Below are 19392 nucleotides of genomic sequence, written 5' to 3' on the forward strand. Positions count from 1 at the left end.
TTACTGGGCTGCGCGGTCGTAAAAACTAAAAAAGCCACTCAATCGAGTGGCTTCAATTTCAATATTATCAGCGATTAAGCTTGCTGTTTTTGCAGCTCAGCTTCTTGTTCTTCTTCTTCAATTAGCGCATCAACAATAACTGCACACGCAGCGTCACCTGTGATGTTCAGTGCGGTACGAATCATATCGAAGATACGGTCAAGAGCGAACAGTAGCGGTAGACCTTCAATTGGAATACCTGCTGCTAGAAGTACGGCAACCACTAGGAAAGATGGGCCTGGAACACCAGCTTGTCCAACAGCGCCTAGTGTTGATGTTACGATGATTGCGATGTATGCGCCCATGCCTAGGTCGATGTTGAACAGCTGAGCAAAGAATATTGCCACTAGACCATAGTAAATCGCATTACCCGACATGTTGATCGTTGCGCCTAATGGCAGAACGAATGATGCTGTCGAGTTCTTAACACCTAACTCGTGCTCAACCGTGTCCATAGTCACAGGCAGAGTTGCCATTGAAGAGGCTGTAGATAGAGCAACGGCTTGAGGCTTCTTCATTGCTGTCAGGAACTTCTTCGCTGAAGTCTTAGTGAAGATATGTACCATCAGTGGGTAAGCGACGAAACCAAAGATAAGGATAGCAGCGACGTATACAACGAATAGCTTGAATACGACCATAAGAGCGGCAAAACCAAAGGTGCCAACCGCCTCTGCCATAAGACCGAATACACCGATTGGTGCGATGATCATTACCTTGTTGATCATCCATACCATAGCATCAACGATACAGTTTACACCGTTCATGATTGGCTCACGGCGCTCTTTTGCTTGCTTAGAAATAGCAATACCAAAGAACATACAGAAAACTAGGATCTGTAGGATGTTCGCTTCGTTCAGTGATTGGAAAACGTTGGTTGGGATCATACCAGTGATGGTTGCCCAGAAAGTAGGAAGTTCACCTTTAGAAGCGTACTCAGCCGAGAACATGCCTTCGACACCGGAAACATCAATGCCAAGACCAGGTTTAAATACTTCGCCCATAAATAGCGCTAGCGCTACAGCTAGAGCTGAAGTCAAACCAAAGTAGCCCAATGTGACCAAGCCAACTTTACCAGCGGATTGGCTGTTACCTAGGCCAGCAGCACCAGAAATTAGTGCAACGGCAACTAGTGGGATAACTAGCATCTTAATTAGATTGATGAAGATCGCGCCCAGTGGAGCGAACATAGTTGCGCTGTTCCCCATCAAGGCACCAACGGCAGTACCTAGGATCATAGCTATGACAACTTGAACACCAATGTTGTTTAGCAAACTCTTTTCTTTTAACACTTCCATAACCTCTGTGCTAATAAAATTTAAAATCCAAGAATTACCCACCATTTTATTTATTAACAATGGATAATAATATCGTCTTGCTTTTTACACTTTAATTTTACATTTAGCAATATGCGTTATAGATAGTTTGAATAATTAATAAACGATTTATTGATTGGTGCTAAGTTTTTGTACAAAAGAAAACGTTTGCTATAAATCAAGGTTATCTATTTTGAAGAGTTATTTGCCGAAAAAAGAGAAGTCGAGGGGGCTTGAACACGCGGATAGATGTTAAAAAAAAGATCAGATTCTTACACTCAATAAGAAGCTGATCTCATAGATGTTTAGATGGCTAACACGTTACTTCTGTGTTGCAGCCTTCATTGAAGAAACAAAGTTTGCGAGCTGATTTAACATCTCTGCTGGGTTTTCAGTATTGTTTTCAATGATTTTAACTACGGCTGAGCCAGAAATTGCTCCCGCAGCGCCTGCTTCGAGCGCCTGCTTAACTTGTTCTGGTTCAGAAATACCAAAACCTAGCAGTGCCGGAGGTGCATCAAACTGATTCAGTTTGCTTAGCATATCACCGACAGGCATATTTGCTTTGGTTTCAGCACCAGTTACACCTGCACGAGACAGTAGGTAAGTATAACCGCCACCAAGCTGAGAAACTTGCTGAAGTGTTTCGTCATTTGCTGTTGGCGGTGCGATGAAGATTGGGTGAATACCGTGCTTTTCTGCAGCCGCGACGAACTCTGCGCTTTCGTTGGTTGGAACGTCAGCAATCAAAACGGAGTCAATCCCGGCTTGAGCGCAGCGCTGGTAGAAGTTTTCGATACCGCGTGAGTAAACCAAGTTAGCATACATCAGTAGGCCGATTGGCAGTTCTGGGTATTTAGCACGAATTTTACCGATTTGTTCGAAACAGATATCAGGTGTCGCGCCAGAATCTAGCGCGCGAATATTCGCACCTTGAATAGTTGGGCCATCTGCTAAAGGGTCAGAAAACGGAATACCTAATTCAAGCGCATCTGCGCCTGATTCAACGAGTGTTTCCATGATCTTGTAAGACTGCTCTGCGTTTGGATCGCAAACCGTTACAAAGGGTACAAATGCGCCTTGGTTTTTTTCGTTTAGGCGCTCAAACATCTTCGCATAACGACTCATTAGATCACTCCTTTTTCTTCTAGGATGGCGTGTACGGTGAAGATGTCTTTGTCACCACGACCGGATAGGTTAACAACCAATAGTTGTTCTTTCTCTGGGTTCTCGCGAGCCATGCGCAGTGCGTGCGCTAGTGCGTGAGAAGACTCAAGCGCAGGAATAATACCTTCGCTACGCGCAAGCTCTTGGAAAGCGTCTAAAGCTTCGTCGTCGGTGACATTATCATACTCTGCACGGCCAATGGCATTAAGGTGTGCGTGCTGTGGACCAACAGAAGGGAAGTCTAATCCAGCAGAAACTGAGTAAGATTCTTCAACCTGACCATTTGGATCTTGCATCAATGGTGCTTTCATACCGAAGAAGATACCCGTTTTACCATGCTTAAGAGGAGCACCATGTTGGTCGGTATCAATACCTTTACCTGCTGGCTCAACACCAATTAAACGAACGCTTTCTTCTTCGATGAAATCTGCAAACATACCAATGGCATTTGAACCGCCGCCAACACAGGCGATAACTGCATCAGGAAGACGACCTTCGCGAGCGAGGATTTGGTTCTTCGTCTCTTCACCGATCATACGTTGGAAGTCACGAACGATAGTCGGGAACGGGTGAGGGCCTGCTGCTGTACCTAATAGGTAGTGCGCATCCTCATATGTTGCAGACCAATCACGTAGCGCTTCGTTACACGCATCTTTGAGCGTCGCAGAACCTGAATGAACAGGAATGACTTCAGCACCCATCAGCTTCATACGGAATACGTTCGGGCTTTGGCGTTCAACGTCTTTAGCACCCATGTAGACACGACACTTAAGACCAAGCAAAGCACAAGCGAGTGCCGTTGCCACACCGTGTTGACCTGCACCGGTTTCAGCGATGATTTCGTTTTTACCCATGCGCTTAGCCAGTAGCGCCTGACCCAACACTTGGTTGGTTTTGTGTGCGCCACCGTGAAGCAGGTCTTCACGTTTAAGGTAAAGTTTGGTTTTTGTACCTTTGGTCAGGTTGCGAGTCAGCGTAAGCGCTGTAGGGCGACCCGCATACTCTTGCAGCAATGACATAAATTCGCTACGAAACTCTGGGTCTTCTTGAGCATCAATAAACGCTTGTTCCAACTGCTCAAGGGCAGGGACCAAAATCTGTGGTACGTACTGACCACCGTATTCGCCGAAGTAGGCATCTAGCTTTGCCATGTTAAAATTCCTTTCACTTTGAGCGCATATACAACGCGCTATACAAATTCTTAATAATTTCTGATTGCTGCAAAAGCTTGTTCTAGCTTTTCGCCATCTTTCTTACCCGGGGAGTGTTCGACACCCGAGTTGAGGTCTAATCCTAAACAGCCTTGAGCCGCAGCCTTTTGCGCGTTAAACGGTGTAATGCCGCCGGCCAACATCACTTTCGAAGGGTCGCCAATTAATGACCAGTCAAATACTAAGCCTGTACCGCCAACTTGAGAGCCGACTTTAGTATCGAGCAGGTGACGGTCAACGTTATTCTCGATAAGCTCAGGGACACTCTCGCTTACGCCATACGCTTTCCAGATTTCAACACCAGAAGGTAAAGATGCCTTTAATGTGTCAACAAACGTTTGATCTTCCTTGCCATGAAGTTGAACGGCAGAGAGGCCTAGTTCGTTGACAGTTGTGATGATTTGCTCAGGCTGGTGGTTTTGGAATACACCTACATACTTAAGCGGTGCGCCACTCATTGTTAGTCGTGCGGATTCTAACGACACAAAGCGTTTAGACTGCTCAACAAAAATCAAACCACCAAAAATAGCACCCGATTGATAAGCTTTCGCGGCATCATCTGGGTGAGTCAAACCACATACTTTGTTTTCACCCAATGTTACTTTACGAACGGCGAGTTCAAGGTTTTCTTCTGCCATTAAAGAGCTTCCGATGAGGAAGCCGTCAGCGAAATCGGCAAGATCTCTCACTTGTTGGTGAGTGTAGATTCCGGACTCAGAGATGACGATTGCATCAGATGCAAGTTGACGAATAGTTGGGGCCAATTCTTTGGTTCGATTTAGGTCGGTTGAAAGATCACGTAAGTTACGGTTGTTGATACCAATGACTTTCGCGCCTAGCTCTACAGCGCGGTGAAGCTCTTGCTCATTACTGACTTCAGTCAGTACGCCCATATCGAGTGAATGAGCCACATCAGCCAGTTCTCGATATTCTTCATCATTGAGTACTGAAAGCATTAGCAAAATCGCATCGGCGCTATAGTGGCGTGCCAAATAAACCTGATAGGTATCAACCATAAAGTCTTTACATAGAATTGGCTGTTTCGCTTGCTTTCTTACCTGAGGTAGGAAGTCGAAGCTGCCTTGAAAGTACTTCTCGTCAGTTAACACCGAAATGGCGTTTGCATGGTTGTTGTAAACCGATGCTATGTAATCAAGATCAAAGTCATCGCGAATTAAACCTTTGGAAGGGGAGGCCTTTTTACATTCGGTGATGAAAACAGTGTTGTCTTGTTTTAGCGCTGTATAGAAGCTGCGGTCTGATGGCGTTAGATCATTCTTGAATGTCTCAAGTGGCTGTGACTCTTGACGCTCAGCAACCCACTGGTACTTGTCGCGAACAATCTTAGCTAAGACTTCTGCCATCTCGGCTTCTTTAACAGAAACGTGTTCGGATAATTTTTCTTTTACCTGAGTCATTTTCATAACCTTATTGTTCGAGGTGTTAAGCGTGAGCCGCTAATTTCTGCACTAGCTCATAAGCCTTGCCAGAGTTCATCGCTTCAAGAGCTTGCGCTGCGTTTGCTTTAAGGTCTTCGTGACCAAATAGACGCATGAGTAGTGCCACATTGACCGCTACAGCACCCGCTTGAGCTTCTGTGCCTTTACCCGTCAAGATATTAGTCGTGATAGCCTTGTTCTCTTCAGGTGTGCCGCCCTTAATTGCTTCGAGTGGGTGTTGGCTTAGGCCAAAGTCCGCTGGCGAAACTGTGTATTCATGAATAGCTCCATCTTTGATTTCTGCTACTGTAGTTTCACCGTGAATCGCGACTTCATCTAAGCCACTACCGTGGACAACCGCTGCGCGTTTCATGCCCATCTTGAGCATGGTTTCTGCGATAGGGCGAACCAACTCTTTACTGTATACGCCCATAAGCTCGATGTTTGGACGGGCAGGGTTAATCAGTGGACCAAGGATATTGAAGATCGTACGCGTTTTCATCGTTTGACGAACAGGCATAGCATGACGTACACCACTGTGATATTGCGGCGCAAACAAGAATGCGACACCGATTTCGTCGACCGCATTGCGCGTGTCTTCAGCACTCATCGCTAGGTTAATACCAAATTTATCGAGCAGGTCTGAAGAACCAGACTTACTTGAAACGCTTCGGTTACCATGTTTAGCAACTTTTAAACCACATGCGGCTGCGACAAATGCAGATGTGGTCGAAATATTGATGGTGTCATGACCGTCTCCGCCTGTTCCTACAATATCAGCAAAGTCATAATCTGGTCGTGGGAATGGGTTCGCATTGGCTAACAAGGCTTTTGCTGCGCCAGCAATCTCGTCTGGGGTCTCGCCTTTAATTTTTAGCGCAGTTAGGGCTGACGCCATTAGAATTTGGTCTAACTCACCGCGGATAATAACGTCAAAAAGCTGTTGGCTTTCTTGCTCGCTCAGTGACTCTTGCTCGTAAAGTTTGTTGATAATCTGTTCCATGACCTTGTTCCTTATTTGTCGTTCTTCTTTAGAGCCCACTCAATGGCATTATCTAGCAGCGTCGCACCGTAGGTAGTCATAATTGATTCTGGGTGGAATTGGAAACCGCACACCTTGTCTTGTTCTTGTACTACAGACATCACTAAATCATCAACCTCAGCCGTGATGGTTAAAGACGATGGCACTTCGGTTGCGACTAATGAATGATAACGAGCAATCGCAAGAGGAGAAGGTAGCCCAGCATAGGTGTCGTGGTTTTGGTGTTCCATCATCGATACTTTACCGTGAATGATTTCACCCGCGCCAGCAACGGTGCCGCCATAGGCTTCGACGATTGCTTGGTGACCTAAACAAATACCAATCATAGGTACTTTGCCTTTAAGGCGCTGGATAATCTCTGGCATTGAACCCGCTTCTGACGGAGCCCCCGGACCTGGAGATAACAGCACTACTGGGTTATCTAAGTTAGCGACTGTCGATTCAATGACCTCTGCCGCGATGTTGTTACGGTAAATCGTAACGTCATGACCTAATGAGCGGAATTGATCGACTAGGTTATAGGTAAACGAATCAAAGTTGTCGATAAAAACGATATCTGCCATCTCGATGCTACTCCTTATGTGCTGATTGAATAGCAGAGATTACTGCTTGAGCTTTACCGCGGGTTTCGTCGGCTTCAGCTTGTGGGTCTGAATCAAAAACAACCCCAGCGCCGGCTTGAACTTGCGCGATGCCATTTTCTACATAAGCAGAGCGAATCACGATACACGTATCTAATGTTCCTTCTCCAGTAAGATAACCCACAGCGCCGCCATAGCTGCCGCGGCGTGCTCCCTCGACATCTCGAATCAATTGCATTGCGCGGATTTTCGGCGCACCAGTTAGCGTGCCCATGTTCATGCAAGCTTGATAAGCGTGTAGGGCATCTAAGTCATCACGCAATTGACCTACAACACGTGAGACTAGGTGCATCACATGGCTGTAACGGTCGACTTTAAGCAAGTCAGCAACGTGGCGAGTGCCTGCTTGAGAGATACGAGCCACATCATTGCGTGCCAAATCGACCAGCATCATATGCTCAGCATTCTCTTTTTTATCAGTGCGTAGCTCTAGTTCAATACGACTATCTAGATCAAAGTCGATCTCGCCACTTGCTCTTTTGCCACGACGGCGAGTACCTGCAATAGGGTAGATCTCGACTTGGTTTGATTGAGTTTCGTACTTAAGAGCACTTTCCGGTGAAGCGCCGAACAGAGTGAAAAGCTCATCTTGCATGTAGAACATGTAAGGGCTTGGGTTGCTCTGTTTTAGCTCTTTATAAGCCGCCAGTGGAGAAGGGCAAGGCAAGGTAAAGCGACGTGATGGCACGACTTGGAAAACATCGCCTTTAACCACAAACTCTTTTAAGTCGCGCACAATCTGACAGAAGTCAGTATCGGAAATGCTTGGCTCTGCGTGAGTATCAGTAACCGGTACTGCTTTTGGTAGCGTTTTTAAATTGGCACAGGCAGCACTGATCTCTTCGATACGAGCAGTTAATTCAGGTTTGCAAGCGTCGGTGGCGAACAGGGCAGCTTGAAGCTCACATGACTGTTTTTGATGGTCGACAACCAGTAAGGTTTCCGCAACATAGAAAACGTAGTCAGGACATTGGTTTGATTGAGCTGCATCACCCAAAGGCTCAAAGTTAGCCACTAAATCATAGGCAAACAAGCCACCGATAAAAATTGCGTGCTTGTGCAGCTCTGCAATATCGAAGCTGTGCTGAATCAAACGCAGAGCATCAAAGGAAGAGGCTTCGCGTAGGCGAGAGTCTTCATCTAAGGTGTTGCACGGTGCGCTGTATTCCAGTATTAGTTCGCTGCCGTTAAATGTGTGCTCAATATTTGGATTGATGTTGTGCGTAAGGTGAGAAAGCAGGTTTTTACCATTGTCGGTTAACGCGGTCATTGTCACCGTATGTCCGAAACAAACGATGCGCACCGCTGAGTCAACAATAAGAAGGCTTTGTAGGTCCTGCTTTGAGTCGATTTCAGCAGATTCCAGTAGCAGGCTGTCGGTTTTGTTTTCACATAGTGTGTGAAATAGCTGCGTAGGATCTTGGGCATAAGGTGCCGTGCTTCGAATTAACTCGATTTTGCCTAGCTTCTTGATTTCAATGGCCTTGTTCACAAGACCTCCTTTTCTCTAAAATTTTTACTTCCTGCCGTACATAGTCGCATAAAGCAAACGGTCACCCAATCAGGATTTGGTTAAATTTGACGATTGTTTAAGCACTTAGATGTGAGACAGATTACAAAACAAAAAAGCCCGCTTTAGTAGCGGGCTTTCGGAACTTGAATTCTATGAATTAGAAGTACACGTTAGCCCACCAAGAACTTGTCCAAGTGCGCCACCAAGCAAGATCAGCTGAACTATTATTCATAGTGCCAGCAGCAACTTTTGCTTTATGGTTTTGGTTAATGTCTTGTAACATAGTGAGCCTTAAGTCAGGTACTTCGTATTTGTGTACTAGTTAACTAGTGCAGAGGTAAAAAGTCAACTAAAAAAACAAAATTATGAGAATTGATTTACATAGTCATACGACCGCCTCAGATGGAAGACTGCCTCCACATGAATTAATAGATAGAGCCCTTGGCTTTCAGCTTGATGTATTAGCGATCACCGATCATGATACTGTCGACGCATTATCGACCGCGCATCAATATGTCCAAGACAATAATCTGCCTTTGAAGATCATCAACGGAATTGAAATTTCTACCGTTTGGCAGAATAAAGATATTCACATTGTAGGTTTGAATATCGACCCAGAGTCTCAAGCACTCAATGAACTGATCGTAAAACAAAAAAATCATCGAGTAGCACGCGCTGAAATGATTGCTCATCGCCTTGAAAAAGCAACGCAAGAAGGTGTGCTCGAAGATGTAAAGGTAATTGCTGGTGACGCGCCAATCACGCGGGCCCACTTCGCTAAATGGCTGGTCGATAACGGCTATGCGAAAACGATGCAGCAAGTGTTTAAGAAATACCTAACGCGCAATAATCCGGGTTATGTGCCGCCAAACTGGTGCACAATGAAAGAAGCGATTGAAGCGATTCATGCCGCTGGTGGGCAGGCTGTACTGGCTCACCCAGGGCGCTATGATCTAACTGCTAAATGGATAAAACGGCTAATCAGTGCGTTTGTTGAAGCAGGAGGAGATGCAATGGAAGTTGCTCAACCTCAACAAGGGCAACAAGAAAGGCGCAACTTGGCGGATTATGCTATACAATACAATCTATTAGCCTCTCAAGGCAGCGACTTTCATTATCCTTCACCTTGGATGGAGTTAGGACGAAATTTATGGCTTCCATCGGGCGTTGAACCTGTATGGAAAGATTGGGGTATTAAGCCTTCAAAGTCAGAACCAATCAATACCAATTAACTATAGAGTCGTGAGACTCGATAATGAGGAATTACAATGAGCCAGTTTTTTTACGTACACCCAGAAAACCCTCAGGCTCGCTTGATCAATCAAGCTGTAGCAATCATTCGTAATGGTGGGGTCGTGATTTACCCTACGGATTCGGGCTACGCATTGGGTTGTCAGCTTGAAAACAAACAGGCACTGGAGCGTATCTGTCAGATTCGTCGTTTAGATGATAAGCACAACTTTACTTTGTTGTGCCGAGATTTATCTGAGCTCTCTCTTTATGCTCGTGTAGATAATACGGCATTTCGTCTGCTGAAGAACAATACGCCTGGGCCGTACACCTTTATTTTTAAAGGAACTAAGGAAGTGCCGCGTCGCTTAATGAACGCTAAGCGTAAGACGATTGGTATTCGCGTGCCAGACAACCAAATTGCTCTCGACTTACTCGAAGCGCTTGGCGAGCCGTTGATGTCAACATCGCTTATCTTACCGGGTAACGATATGACCGAATCTGACCCAGAGGACATTCGCGACAAACTAGAGCATGCGGTTGATTGTATTCTTAATGGTGGTTATCTAGGCGAGCAACCAACGACAGTGGTTGATTTCAGTAATGATGAACCAATCATTGCCCGTGTTGGTTCAGGTGATCCTGCTCCATTCGAATAGTCAAAAGTGCGTGATTTTCACCACACTTTTTGCGATAATGTGCGACCGCGATTTTGGGTCGCACTTGTTTATTCGACGTCTGAGAAGACGACACATAGGTAGATAAATGAACGAAAAACTACAGAAAGTATTGGCTCGAGCTGGTCATGGCTCTCGACGCGAACTAGAAGCTTTGATTAAAGCGGGTCGTGTGAGCGTGAACGGTATCGTTGCTAAACTTGGCGAACGACTAGAAGACGAAAATGCAGTTGTGCGTATCGATGGACACACTGTTTCTGCTAAAGCGCAGGAAGAAGTGATTTGTCGCGTATTAGCGTACTACAAGCCTGAAGGTGAACTGTGTACCCGTCATGATCCAGAAGGTCGTCGTACTGTTTTTGATCGTCTGCCAAAAATCCGCGGTTCTCGTTGGATTTCAGTTGGCCGTCTTGATGCGAACACTTCGGGCCTACTGCTATTTACCACTGACGGTGAATTAGCTAACCGCTTGATGCACCCAAGTCGCCAAGTAGAACGTGAATACCTAGTACGTGTATTTGGTGAAGTGACTGAACAGAAGGTGAAGAACCTAGTTCGTGGCGTTGAACTTGAAGACGGCATGGCTCGCTTTGAAGACGTTGTCTACGCGGGTGGTGATGGTATGAACCACACTTTCTACGTAGCGATTAACGAAGGTCGTAACCGTGAGGTTCGTCGTTTGTGGGAATCTCAAGATACCACAGTTAGTCGCTTAAAACGTGTACGTTACGGTGACATTTACCTAGACAAGAAATTGCCTCGCGGTGGATGGATGGAACTGGACCTTAAAGAGGTCAACTATCTACGTGAGTTGGTTGAACTTCGCCCAGAGAAAGAGACATTGCTTGATGAAAATAAAGCAAACTCATCTCGCAAACGCGAACGCTCACGCAGCCAGAAGATTCGCCGTGCAGTTAAACGTCACGAAGAACGTGTAAACAGTGGTGGTGGTCGTAGCAACAACCCATCACGCCGTAAACCGAAAAAAGGCGCAGGCCAACCGAACGCGCGCAATAAGCAGCGTTAAGCCAAAGCAAAGTGATTTAAAAAAGCAGCCAGTTGGCTGCTTTTTTCGTTTTGAGCTGCTCTTAACTCCAGCGACCCTTTCGCTCCGATTTTCGCTGAGCACACACATCAAGAATCTCCTGCTTTTGCTCATTGGTTGACTGTGACCATCTTAAGATTTCATCCAACGAACGATAGCAACCTAAGCAAATATCATCCTGATCTAAACAGCAGTGACGAATGCAGGGGTTAGGAATAGAGCGATTTGAAGGTTGCGCTGCCATAAGCCATACCAAAAACACCTTTTGTATAAGTATACAAAAAGTACCAGCTTACCATGTTGGTAAGCTGGGGCTAATTTAAGATATTTATCTATTAGAGAGTTTGGCTCAGAGTGAAATAGCGACCTTGCTGTTCTATCAATTGTTGATGAGTGCCATGCTCAACAATCTCACCTTGCTCTATTAAACAAATCGAATCCATCTTGTCTAAGTTGACTAAACGGTGGGTGATAAACACCACCGTTTTACCGACAAAATGCTGCTCGAACAATTGCATGATTTGCTGTTCTGTCTGCTTGTCTAAACCTTCGGTAGGCTCATCAAGTAATAGGATTGGCGCATTATGTAGCAAGGCACGTGCAATACCAATTCGGCGCTTTTCTCCACCAGACAGCTGTCTACCACCGTCGCCAAGCCATGTGTCTAAACCTGTCTCGTCGAGAAGTTTAGCCAGCCCGACTTTCGACAGCACCTGAGCAAGCTCATCGTCCTCTGCTTGCGGTTTAGCCATGACTAGGTTGTCACGCAGTGAGCCATTAAGAATATCGACACGTTGGCTTACAACGCTAATGGCTTGGCGAAGCTGACTCTCACTCCACTCTTGGATTGGTTTACCCGCAATTTCGATGCAGCCTTGTTGAACATCCCAATAGCGGTTAAGCAACTGTAGAAGAGTCGATTTGCCAGAGCCAGTTTGACCGACAATCGCAATTCTGTGCTGAGCTGGAATCGCTAACTCGATGCATTTAACGACATCATTGTTAGCTTCAGGGTAGTGGAAAGAAACCCCTTTATATTCGATTGAGAACTGCTGCTCATGCTTTGTCTCTTTCTTAGGGAAACAGACATCTGGTTCAGATTGAGTGATATCGTTGAGCCTGCGAGCCGAAGTCAGAGTCTGGCCTAGATGTTGGAACGCGCCAGCAATTGGCATTAACAGCTCAACACTCGCCATTGTGGCAAACGCGACCAGAGCGATCATAGGATCTGGCGTATTGCCGCCGACACCGTCCGCCGCTAGCCAAAGCATTAGCACAATCGTCCAGCCGTTAGCTAGCAATAGTAAGGCTTGTGCAAGTCCAGAAAAGTGAGCGTTAAAGAACTGATTCTTTAATAGTTTCTGTTGTGTCTCAAGGATTGCATTACGGTAGCGTTCTTCTGCACCAAACAGTGTGAGTTCACTGTACCCTTGTAACCAATCAAGGGTAGCGATACGCAAATCGGCTTTGTTTTGAGTGAGTTCACCACCGTTGCGCTTACCCAGTTTGTAAAACAGTACAGGCCACGTCAGTAGTATTGCGAACAGAATAGCGCCTAATGTTAAGCCTAGCTCTGCATCAAACCAGCTAATGAGTGCAGTAAGACCTAAGATACCTAACGTGCCGACAACCATTGGACTTACCAACCTTAGGTAGACATGATCCATAGCATCAATATCGGCCACTAGACGGTTGAGTAGATCGGCATCGCGAAGGTTAGATACGCGGCCCGGGATCAGCGGGGCTAGCTTGGAAAAGAAAAAGATTCGCAGATCGGTAAGCAGCTTGAAAGTCGCGTTATGGCTGACCACACGCTCACCCCAACGTCCGGCAGTCCGCCCCATGGCAAATCCACGGACAAACGCGCCTGGTAGCATGTAGTTAAAGGTTTCTCTCGCGATGGTGAGACCTGCAACAGCCGCAGCTGATAAGAACCAACCTGATAAGGTCAAAAGGCCAATCGAAGCGGCTAAGGTTAGAAACGCCAATAGCATACCGAGTGAAAGACCAAACCAGTGCTTCTTATACAGTTTTAGGTAGGGAAGTAATTCACGCATCTAAATTCCCCTTATTGGTTTGGTTAAGTGCTTGGTTAGCAGAAAGCATTTCTTGGAACAGTCCTTCACAGTTAGCGAGATGTTCAAATTGTCCAGACTGAACGATCTGACCGTCTTTCATGACGAGGATTTGTTCGACATTTTTAAGTGGTGTTAGCTGGTGGGTAACCATCAAGGCGGTTTTTCCTGTGATCTGGTTTTCTAAACCTTGCATCACAAGACGCTCGCTTCGAGCATCCAAGCTTGCCGTTGGCTCATCAAGCAACCAGAAGCGGCCGTTTTGCACCATAGCACGCGCCAAAGCGAGGCGCTGCGCTTGTCCTACCGATAAACCACCAGAGCGGTCGGAGACAGCGTAGTCGAGGCCATGCTGATTCACAAATTCTGCTGAGAACGACTCTTCCAAGGCCTGATTGATGACTTCATCACTGACGTTGGTTTTACCAAGCGTAATGTTGTCACGTATTGAGCCGTGCAGTAGCAGTGGGTTTTGACCAACCCAACTGATTTTCTCGCGCCAACTTTCAAGATCGAGCTCAGTACGCTCAATGTTGTTAATCGTTAGAGACCCTTTGTAAGGTAAGAAACCCAAGATTGCGTTAATCAGGGTCGTTTTACCGGCTCCGCTTGGGCCAACTAAGGCTGTGGTTTGCGCGGAAGAAAGCTTAAAGCTTACTGGACCCAATAGCTTTTGTCCTTCTGGAGAGTAAACTTCGAGATCTGTTGCTGTGATAGATATGGAATCTGTTTCGCCAAGCTTGGTCGAACCTGAGCGAACGGTTTCTACGTCTGTTTCGATAAACTCAACAATGCTTTCTGCAGCGCCTACCGCTTGCTGTTTTGCATGGTAGAAAGTGCCTAAGTCTCGCAGTGGCTGATAAAATTCTGGGGCTAAGACCAGAATGAATAGTCCTGCAAACAGCGTAACACCCGCACCATAGTCACCAAAGTTAAGTTCTCCAATGAAAGCAAAACCAAAGTAAACCGCTGTCAACGCAATGGAGATAGAAGTAAAGAACTCAAGTACTGCAGAGGAAAGAAACGCTATTTTGAGCACGTCCATAGTGCGCACTCTAAACACTTCCGATGCGCCGCGCATCACTTCAGTCTCTGCTGCGGTTCGGTCAAACAGCCTGATGGTCGTCATTGACTGAAGGCGGTCATAGAAGTGACCGGACAAACGCTGCAGTGCTTTAAAGTTCTTACGGTTAGCGTCAGCGGCTTTCATCCCCACTAATGCCATAAACATTGGAACCAATGGCGCGGTAATTAAGAAGATCAAACCAGCTGCCCAGTTGACCGGAAAAACAACGATCAAAATGACAAATGGCACTAGTACAGAAAGCGACATTTGCGGTAAATAGCGAGCGAAGAAGTCGTGCATGTCTTCCACTTGCTCTAGCAACAAGGTTGCCCAAGCCCCTGCGGGTTTTCCCTTGATGTATGCAGGCCCAAGTTCACGCAGTTTATCGAGAATAAGCTGGCGGATATAAACACGAATCTGTTCGCCGCAACGAAAACCTGCGATTTCTCGACCCCATGAACAAAGAGCACGAGCACCGATAACGGCAACTAAACCAAGGAAGTAAGGGACTAATTCATATTTATCGACATGTTCGATAATGAGTTGGTGCAATATTGTTGCAAGCAGAGCGGCCTGAACTAAAAGGAATATGCTTGAAAGAACACCTAGACCGACAGCAATCATAAGCCAGCGCTTGGCGAGCTTACTTTGCTGCTTGAGCCATTGATTCAAGCTGCGTTGTTTCTTTTTATCCATCGTGAAGGCTTAATGAGAATTATTATAAAGTTTTAGAACTGGGCATTATACAAAAGAAAGCCCCGCGGGAATACCGCAGGGCTTTAAGGTTTTGAGCTAAAAATGAAAAATATTATTTACTATCAGCAAGTGCATCGAGGTAACGTTCGGCATCGAGAGCTGCCATACAGCCACTACCGGCAGAAGTAATCGCTTGACGGTAGTTGTGATCCATAACATCACCTGCAGCAAAAACACCCGGTACACTCGTTTGAGTTGCATTACCTTCTAGGCCGGATTGAACGATGATGTAACCATCTTTCATCTCTAGCTGACCTTCAAAGATCGAGGTGTTTGGTTGGTGACCAATGGCGATAAAGGCACCCATTACATCAATCTGTTCGATATTGTCTGACTGAGTATCTTTGATTCGCACGCCAGTCACACCCATGTCGTCACCGACGACTTCTTCCAAAGTACGGTCAGTATGAAGAATGATGTTGCCATTTTCTACTTTATCCATCAGGCGCTTAACTAGAATTTTCTCAGCGCGGAAGCTATCACGACGGTGAATTAAGTGAACTTCAGAAGCAATGTTAGATAGGTAAAGCGCTTCTTCAACTGCGGTATTACCACCACCAACAACGGCAACTTTTTGGTTGCGGTAGAAGAAACCATCACAAGTAGCACAAGCCGAAACACCGCGACCTTTGAATGCTTCTTCAGACTCTAGGCCTAAGTACTTAGCTGAGGCGCCGGTTGAAATGATAAGCGCATCACAGGTGTAATCACCACTATCACCCTTTAGACGGAAAGGGCGCTGGCTGAAATCAACTTCATTGATGTGATCAAAAAGAATTTCAGTTTCAAAGCGCTCAGCATGCTCTTTCATTCGATCCATTAGACCAGGACCAGTCAAACCTTCAGGATCGCCAGGCCAGTTTTCCACTTCAGTGGTTGTCGTTAACTGACCGCCTTGCTGCATACCTGTCACCAGAACAGGGTTTAAGTTTGCGCGGGCAGCATAAACTGCGGCGGTGTAGCCAGCAGGACCAGATCCAAGGATTAAAAGATTGCTATGTTTTACGTCGCTCATTTGTGCTCCATTAGCGGTGACGCTTATTTATTTGACTCGATTGTATGGAATATATGGGGCCATTTAAAGGGTTAGCAAGGGAAGAGAATGTAATAATTGGTTATAGATTAGAACGCAAACGTTATCAGTTAATTTGGTGTTAAGGTTTATAACTCATTGATGTTGATAAGAAAATTAATTATCTCTAGTGAAGTCATCTAGTTTTTGAACTCGCGTCTTTTTAAATCTGAACTTAATCACTGTCATTGCTGTTATTTGTGGATGTATATTCCAAAATATATAATTTGATGGATTGAAATGCTAAAAAAAGTTGATCCGGCAATACAAGTGCGCAAATAATAAATGTGAATAAGATGTTAATCATATTATAGGTATGTACATTCATTAAGGAGATGATGATGTTACATCAGCGCGAAACTACCCTACAACTGACCAAGTTAAGTGATGCTGCGATTTCACAACTGGCCCCTTCGTTTACTCAACTGCCTCATACCGAGCATGCTGATGGCCAGTATCGTTTAAGACGCTACTCTGTAGTGACATTGCAAGATGGCAAAGTGGTCGATTTGAATAGGAGTGAGTTCGTTCAAAGTGACGATATTAATCGCTTTCAGGGTAACGTGGTTCGCCAGTTTGAACCGATTGAAAAGCCGATCATGAATAGTGACGGTATGCGTGAAATGTGTCAGCTATTTGCGCAATCTAATCACCTCACTGATGGTCATGAGATCGAGATTCACCAAATTCGTATCTCGGCTGTTTACGACGAGACTCAGGTTGCGCCAGAAGGTGTTCACCAAGATGGATTTGAACATCTCGCAGTAGTAGGCATGGGGCGTCACAATATTGAGGGCGGCGATATCATGGTTTACAGCAGCTTCAACGAAGCTCCATTCTTCCGTAAAGCCTTGCATAGTGGTGAAGTCGCCATGCTAGCTGACGACAAACTTTGGCATAATGCGACACCAATTCGCTCGGTTATTGAGGGTGAAGCGGGGCATATGGATGTATTTGTGTTAACCGCAAAGGACAGTGTGAATGAGCTTCACTCCTAATTTAGCAAGAGCGCAGTTCAGCGCTCTTGGTCAAACACATAATGATCTGCCAGTGATCTTTTTAGATGGCCCGGGCGGCTCTCAAGTACCAAAGTCTGTACTTGAAGCGATGCAGGCTTATTTGGGTTTCTTTAACTCTAATTTGGGTGGTCATTACTTTTCGAGTCAGCAAACGACCGAATTAATGAAGCAAGCACGTGAGCATGCTCAAGCTTTGGTCAATGCAGAATCAAGCAGCAACATAGTGTTTGGCGCAAATATGACGTCATTAACCTTTCAGTTAAGCCGTGCAATTAGCCGAGATTGGCAAGCTGGCGATGAAGTGATTGTTACGGCTCTTGACCATTATTCGAATGTCTCAAGTTGGCAACAAGCCGCAGAAGACAAAGGTGCGGTTGTTCACCAAGCCCGCGTCGACGAAAGCGACTGTGGTCTTGATATCGACCATTTACTTTCGCTGATCAATGATAAGACTGCGCTTGTTGCTTTGACCTATGCGTCGAATACAACAGGTTCAATTGTAGATGTTCAACGTGTTGTCGAAGCTGCCCATAAAGTGGGTGCAAAGGTTTATGTAGACGCTGTTCATTATGCGCCGCATCACTTAGTTGACGTGCAAAAGCTTGGCTGTGATTTCTTAGCCTGCTCTGCGTATAAATTCTTTGGTCCGCATGTCGGTATTGCCTACGTAGCACCGAAATGGCTACAGAGTTTGAAACCTTACAAAGTTGAACCTGCGACAAATGAAGGTCCGGGCCGCTTTGAAACGGGTACACAAAGCTTTGAAGGTTTAGCGGGCGTAATTGCTGCTGTGAAATACCTGTCGCAGTGGGGTAAAAGCAACGCTTCGCTTAGGGAAAGATTAGTCGACTCATTTAAGCAGTTTAATCAGCATGAGTCAGCGATTAGTGAACGTTTTCTTAGCCGGTTATCTGAACTTGAAGGCGTGCATCTGTTTGGTAAGTTGGAAGCCAACAGCGAGCTAAGAACGCCAACCTTCGCCTTAACGTTTGATAACCATTCACCTGAGTTTATTGCTAAGAAGCTCGGAGAAAGAAATATCTGTGTTTGGAACGGACATTTCTACGCACTTGGGCTGGTTCGCCAACTTGATTTAGAAGCGAGTGGTGGTGTAGTGCGAATTGGCTTTATGCATTACAACACATTAGAAGAAGTGGATATTCTGTTCGATGAGCTGAAGATAATTATCGGGCAATAGATAATAAAATAAGCAAAAAGACCTCCTCCTAAGTGGAGGTCTTTTTCTAAGCAGTGCTTAAGCGCTGACTTCCACTTCATAAGAAGTGAACTTACGAATATTGATTACTCCAGTATCAAAGATCATATACTGACCTTTAATTCCTTGCAGAATCCCCGTTACTTCCGGGTTTTTGTCAAAGTTATGAGAAGTAATTTTGGTCGGGTGTTGCTCCACTGGATAACTGATTGTAGTGATATTCTCACTTAGGATCTCAATCGCATCCTCACCGTACTGCTGTTTAATTTCAGCAATTTTGTCTTCAACCAAAGGCAAGAGTTCAGCAAACCTTTCTTCTAGAGCCATTGGCTCTCCATCACCTTTTAGCAGTGTGCGCCAGTTGGTTTTATCCGCGATGTGCTTTGCCAGTTCAACCTCGATAAGACCTGAAATATGACGAGTCTTGACCTTGAAAATTGGCAAGCCTTGAGTTGCGCCTTGATCGATCCAACGAGTTGGGATTTGGGTGTGACGAGTGATGCCCACTTTCAAACTTGAAGTGTTTGATAAATAGACGAAGTGGTCGACCATACAGTTTTCCTCACCCCACTGCGGTTCGCGACACGTGCCCTGATCGTAGTGACACGTTTCAGGTTTCATGATGCACATATCGCAACTGGCGAGCTTTTTCATACAGACAAAGCAGTGCCCCTGCGAATAGCTTTTCTTGGTTTTTTTGCCACAAGAACTACAGAAGATATTACCAGTATGAGTGAGCGTAATGCTCTTACCAATGAAAGGTGAGAGATCAACTAACTCATCACCGACTGGAAGTCGATAATGAACGGTATTTTCGAGAGAGGCGCGCATTTTACTCAGCGTACCTTTGGCTAATAAAGACATGACAGTG

At 45.6% G+C, this 19392-nt stretch carries 18 protein-coding genes and 1 other annotated feature; of the genes, 5 read left to right on the forward strand and 13 right to left on the reverse strand.

Going from position 1 to position 19392, the window contains the following annotated elements; genetic code table 11:
• Window positions 1–74 precede the first annotated feature (74 nt).
• The 8 genes from AC5O63_RS09905 to trpL2 form a co-directional block, all read right to left on the reverse strand.
• A complete protein-coding gene (locus AC5O63_RS09905) occupies window positions 75–1334 on the reverse strand; it encodes a dicarboxylate/amino acid:cation symporter (RefSeq protein ID WP_004749288.1) in 1260 nt (419 codons plus the stop codon).
• Window positions 1335–1673: 339 nt separating this feature from the next.
• Window positions 1674–2480: a tryptophan synthase subunit alpha gene (gene trpA, locus AC5O63_RS09910; protein ID WP_494504837.1), complete on the reverse strand. Its 807-nt coding sequence runs from the start codon at window positions 2478–2480 to the stop codon at window positions 1674–1676.
• Window positions 2480–3670, reverse strand: a complete 1191-nt coding sequence (trpB, locus tag AC5O63_RS09915) for a tryptophan synthase subunit beta (RefSeq protein WP_004743950.1) — start codon at window positions 3668–3670, stop codon at window positions 2480–2482. Before trpB ends, trpA begins: the two co-directional genes overlap by 1 nt.
• A 50-nt stretch (window positions 3671–3720) precedes the next feature.
• Window positions 3721–5148 (reverse strand): bifunctional indole-3-glycerol-phosphate synthase TrpC/phosphoribosylanthranilate isomerase TrpF, encoded by a 1428-nt coding sequence (trpCF, locus tag AC5O63_RS09920; protein ID WP_494504838.1) that lies wholly within the window; start codon window positions 5146–5148, stop codon window positions 3721–3723.
• A gap of 25 nt (window positions 5149–5173) precedes the next feature.
• Window positions 5174–6172: an anthranilate phosphoribosyltransferase gene (gene trpD / locus AC5O63_RS09925; protein ID WP_004743557.1), complete on the reverse strand. Its 999-nt coding sequence runs from the start codon at window positions 6170–6172 to the stop codon at window positions 5174–5176.
• Between the two features lie 11 nt (window positions 6173–6183).
• On the reverse strand, window positions 6184–6774 hold the full coding sequence (locus tag AC5O63_RS09930; protein ID WP_494504839.1) for an aminodeoxychorismate/anthranilate synthase component II: 591 nt from the start codon (window positions 6772–6774) through the stop codon (window positions 6184–6186).
• Between the two features lie 7 nt (window positions 6775–6781).
• On the reverse strand, window positions 6782–8344 hold the full coding sequence (locus AC5O63_RS09935) for an anthranilate synthase component 1 (RefSeq protein ID WP_494504840.1): 1563 nt from the start codon (window positions 8342–8344) through the stop codon (window positions 6782–6784).
• A 128-nt stretch (window positions 8345–8472) separates the two neighbouring features.
• Window positions 8473–8576: a sequence feature (Trp leader region), on the reverse strand.
• A complete protein-coding gene (gene trpL2, locus AC5O63_RS09940) occupies window positions 8523–8648 on the reverse strand; it encodes a tryptophan operon leader peptide (protein ID WP_004743554.1) in 126 nt (41 codons plus the stop codon). Its footprint overlaps the feature before it by 54 nt.
• Window positions 8649–8730: 82 nt before the next feature.
• Here trpL2 and rnm point away from each other — a divergent pair, with 82 nt between their 5' ends.
• The 3 genes from rnm (at window position 8731) to rluB (ending at window position 11299) form a co-directional block, all read left to right on the forward strand.
• Window positions 8731–9597, forward strand: coding sequence for an RNase RNM (rnm, locus tag AC5O63_RS09945; RefSeq protein WP_494504841.1), 867 nt, complete (start codon window positions 8731–8733; stop codon window positions 9595–9597).
• Between the two features lie 36 nt (window positions 9598–9633).
• On the forward strand, window positions 9634–10254 hold the full coding sequence (locus tag AC5O63_RS09950) for an L-threonylcarbamoyladenylate synthase (protein WP_004743552.1): 621 nt from the start codon (window positions 9634–9636) through the stop codon (window positions 10252–10254).
• Between the two features lie 106 nt (window positions 10255–10360).
• Window positions 10361–11299 carry a 23S rRNA pseudouridine(2605) synthase RluB gene (gene rluB, locus AC5O63_RS09955; protein ID WP_004749286.1) on the forward strand — a complete coding sequence of 313 codons (939 nt, stop codon included), beginning with the start codon at window positions 10361–10363 and terminating at the stop codon, window positions 11297–11299.
• A gap of 61 nt (window positions 11300–11360) precedes the next feature.
• Here the strand turns inward: rluB and AC5O63_RS09960 are convergent, their stop codons facing one another.
• The 4 genes from AC5O63_RS09960 to trxB form a co-directional block, all read right to left on the reverse strand.
• Complete coding sequence (locus AC5O63_RS09960) at window positions 11361–11561, reverse strand: DUF1289 domain-containing protein (protein ID WP_494504842.1); 201 nt, start codon at window positions 11559–11561, stop codon at window positions 11361–11363.
• Between the two features lie 91 nt (window positions 11562–11652).
• Window positions 11653–13374 carry a heme ABC transporter ATP-binding protein/permease CydC gene (gene cydC / locus AC5O63_RS09965; protein WP_494504843.1) on the reverse strand — a complete coding sequence of 574 codons (1722 nt, stop codon included), beginning with the start codon at window positions 13372–13374 and terminating at the stop codon, window positions 11653–11655.
• The gene (gene cydD / locus AC5O63_RS09970; RefSeq protein ID WP_494504844.1) at window positions 13367–15154 is read right to left on the reverse strand and encodes a heme ABC transporter permease/ATP-binding protein CydD; all 1788 of its coding nucleotides are present in this window, start codon (window positions 15152–15154) and stop codon (window positions 13367–13369) included. Before cydD ends, cydC begins: the two co-directional genes overlap by 8 nt.
• 112 nt (window positions 15155–15266) lie before the next feature.
• Window positions 15267–16229: a thioredoxin-disulfide reductase gene (gene trxB / locus AC5O63_RS09975; protein ID WP_494504845.1), complete on the reverse strand. Its 963-nt coding sequence runs from the start codon at window positions 16227–16229 to the stop codon at window positions 15267–15269.
• A gap of 398 nt (window positions 16230–16627) precedes the next feature.
• Here trxB and AC5O63_RS09980 point away from each other — a divergent pair, with 398 nt between their 5' ends.
• Window positions 16628–17284 carry a 2OG-Fe dioxygenase family protein gene (locus tag AC5O63_RS09980; RefSeq protein WP_494504846.1) on the forward strand — a complete coding sequence of 219 codons (657 nt, stop codon included), beginning with the start codon at window positions 16628–16630 and terminating at the stop codon, window positions 17282–17284.
• Window positions 17268–18503 carry a cysteine desulfurase-like protein gene (locus AC5O63_RS09985; protein ID WP_494504847.1) on the forward strand — a complete coding sequence of 412 codons (1236 nt, stop codon included), beginning with the start codon at window positions 17268–17270 and terminating at the stop codon, window positions 18501–18503. The genes AC5O63_RS09980 and AC5O63_RS09985 overlap by 17 nt, the downstream gene beginning before the upstream one ends.
• A 57-nt stretch (window positions 18504–18560) precedes the next feature.
• On the opposite strand, the gene AC5O63_RS09990 is transcribed toward AC5O63_RS09985, so the two are convergent.
• The gene (locus AC5O63_RS09990; protein ID WP_272785202.1) at window positions 18561–19385 is read right to left on the reverse strand and encodes a DUF2797 domain-containing protein; all 825 of its coding nucleotides are present in this window, start codon (window positions 19383–19385) and stop codon (window positions 18561–18563) included.
• Between the last annotated feature and the right edge of the window lie 7 nt (window positions 19386–19392).

It is taken from the genome of Vibrio sp. SCP2, assembly GCF_059295395.1.

Coding starts and splice junctions, on each gene's coding strand:
- AC5O63_RS09905 (WP_004749288.1), bottom strand. CDS start 1,334: ATGGAAGTGTTAAAAGAAAAGAGTTTGCTAAACAACATTGGTGTTCAA.
- trpA (WP_494504837.1), bottom strand. CDS start 2,480: ATGAGTCGTTATGCGAAGATGTTTGAGCGCCTAAACGAAAAAAACCAA.
- trpB (WP_004743950.1), bottom strand. CDS start 3,670: ATGGCAAAGCTAGATGCCTACTTCGGCGAATACGGTGGTCAGTACGTA.
- trpCF (WP_494504838.1), bottom strand. CDS start 5,148: ATGACTCAGGTAAAAGAAAAATTATCCGAACACGTTTCTGTTAAAGAA.
- trpD (WP_004743557.1), bottom strand. CDS start 6,172: ATGGAACAGATTATCAACAAACTTTACGAGCAAGAGTCACTGAGCGAG.
- AC5O63_RS09930 (WP_494504839.1), bottom strand. CDS start 6,774: ATGGCAGATATCGTTTTTATCGACAACTTTGATTCGTTTACCTATAAC.
- trpL2 (WP_004743554.1), bottom strand. CDS start 8,648: ATGTTACAAGACATTAACCAAAACCATAAAGCAAAAGTTGCTGCTGGC.
- rnm (WP_494504841.1), top strand. CDS start 8,731: ATGAGAATTGATTTACATAGTCATACGACCGCCTCAGATGGAAGACTG.
- AC5O63_RS09950 (WP_004743552.1), top strand. CDS start 9,634: ATGAGCCAGTTTTTTTACGTACACCCAGAAAACCCTCAGGCTCGCTTG.
- rluB (WP_004749286.1), top strand. CDS start 10,361: ATGAACGAAAAACTACAGAAAGTATTGGCTCGAGCTGGTCATGGCTCT.
- AC5O63_RS09960 (WP_494504842.1), bottom strand. CDS start 11,561: ATGGCAGCGCAACCTTCAAATCGCTCTATTCCTAACCCCTGCATTCGT.
- cydC (WP_494504843.1), bottom strand. CDS start 13,374: ATGCGTGAATTACTTCCCTACCTAAAACTGTATAAGAAGCACTGGTTT.
- cydD (WP_494504844.1), bottom strand. CDS start 15,154: ATGGATAAAAAGAAACAACGCAGCTTGAATCAATGGCTCAAGCAGCAA.
- trxB (WP_494504845.1), bottom strand. CDS start 16,229: ATGAGCGACGTAAAACATAGCAATCTTTTAATCCTTGGATCTGGTCCT.
- AC5O63_RS09980 (WP_494504846.1), top strand. CDS start 16,628: ATGTTACATCAGCGCGAAACTACCCTACAACTGACCAAGTTAAGTGAT.
- AC5O63_RS09985 (WP_494504847.1), top strand. CDS start 17,268: ATGAGCTTCACTCCTAATTTAGCAAGAGCGCAGTTCAGCGCTCTTGGT.
- AC5O63_RS09990 (WP_272785202.1), bottom strand. CDS start 19,385: ATGTCTTTATTAGCCAAAGGTACGCTGAGTAAAATGCGCGCCTCTCTC.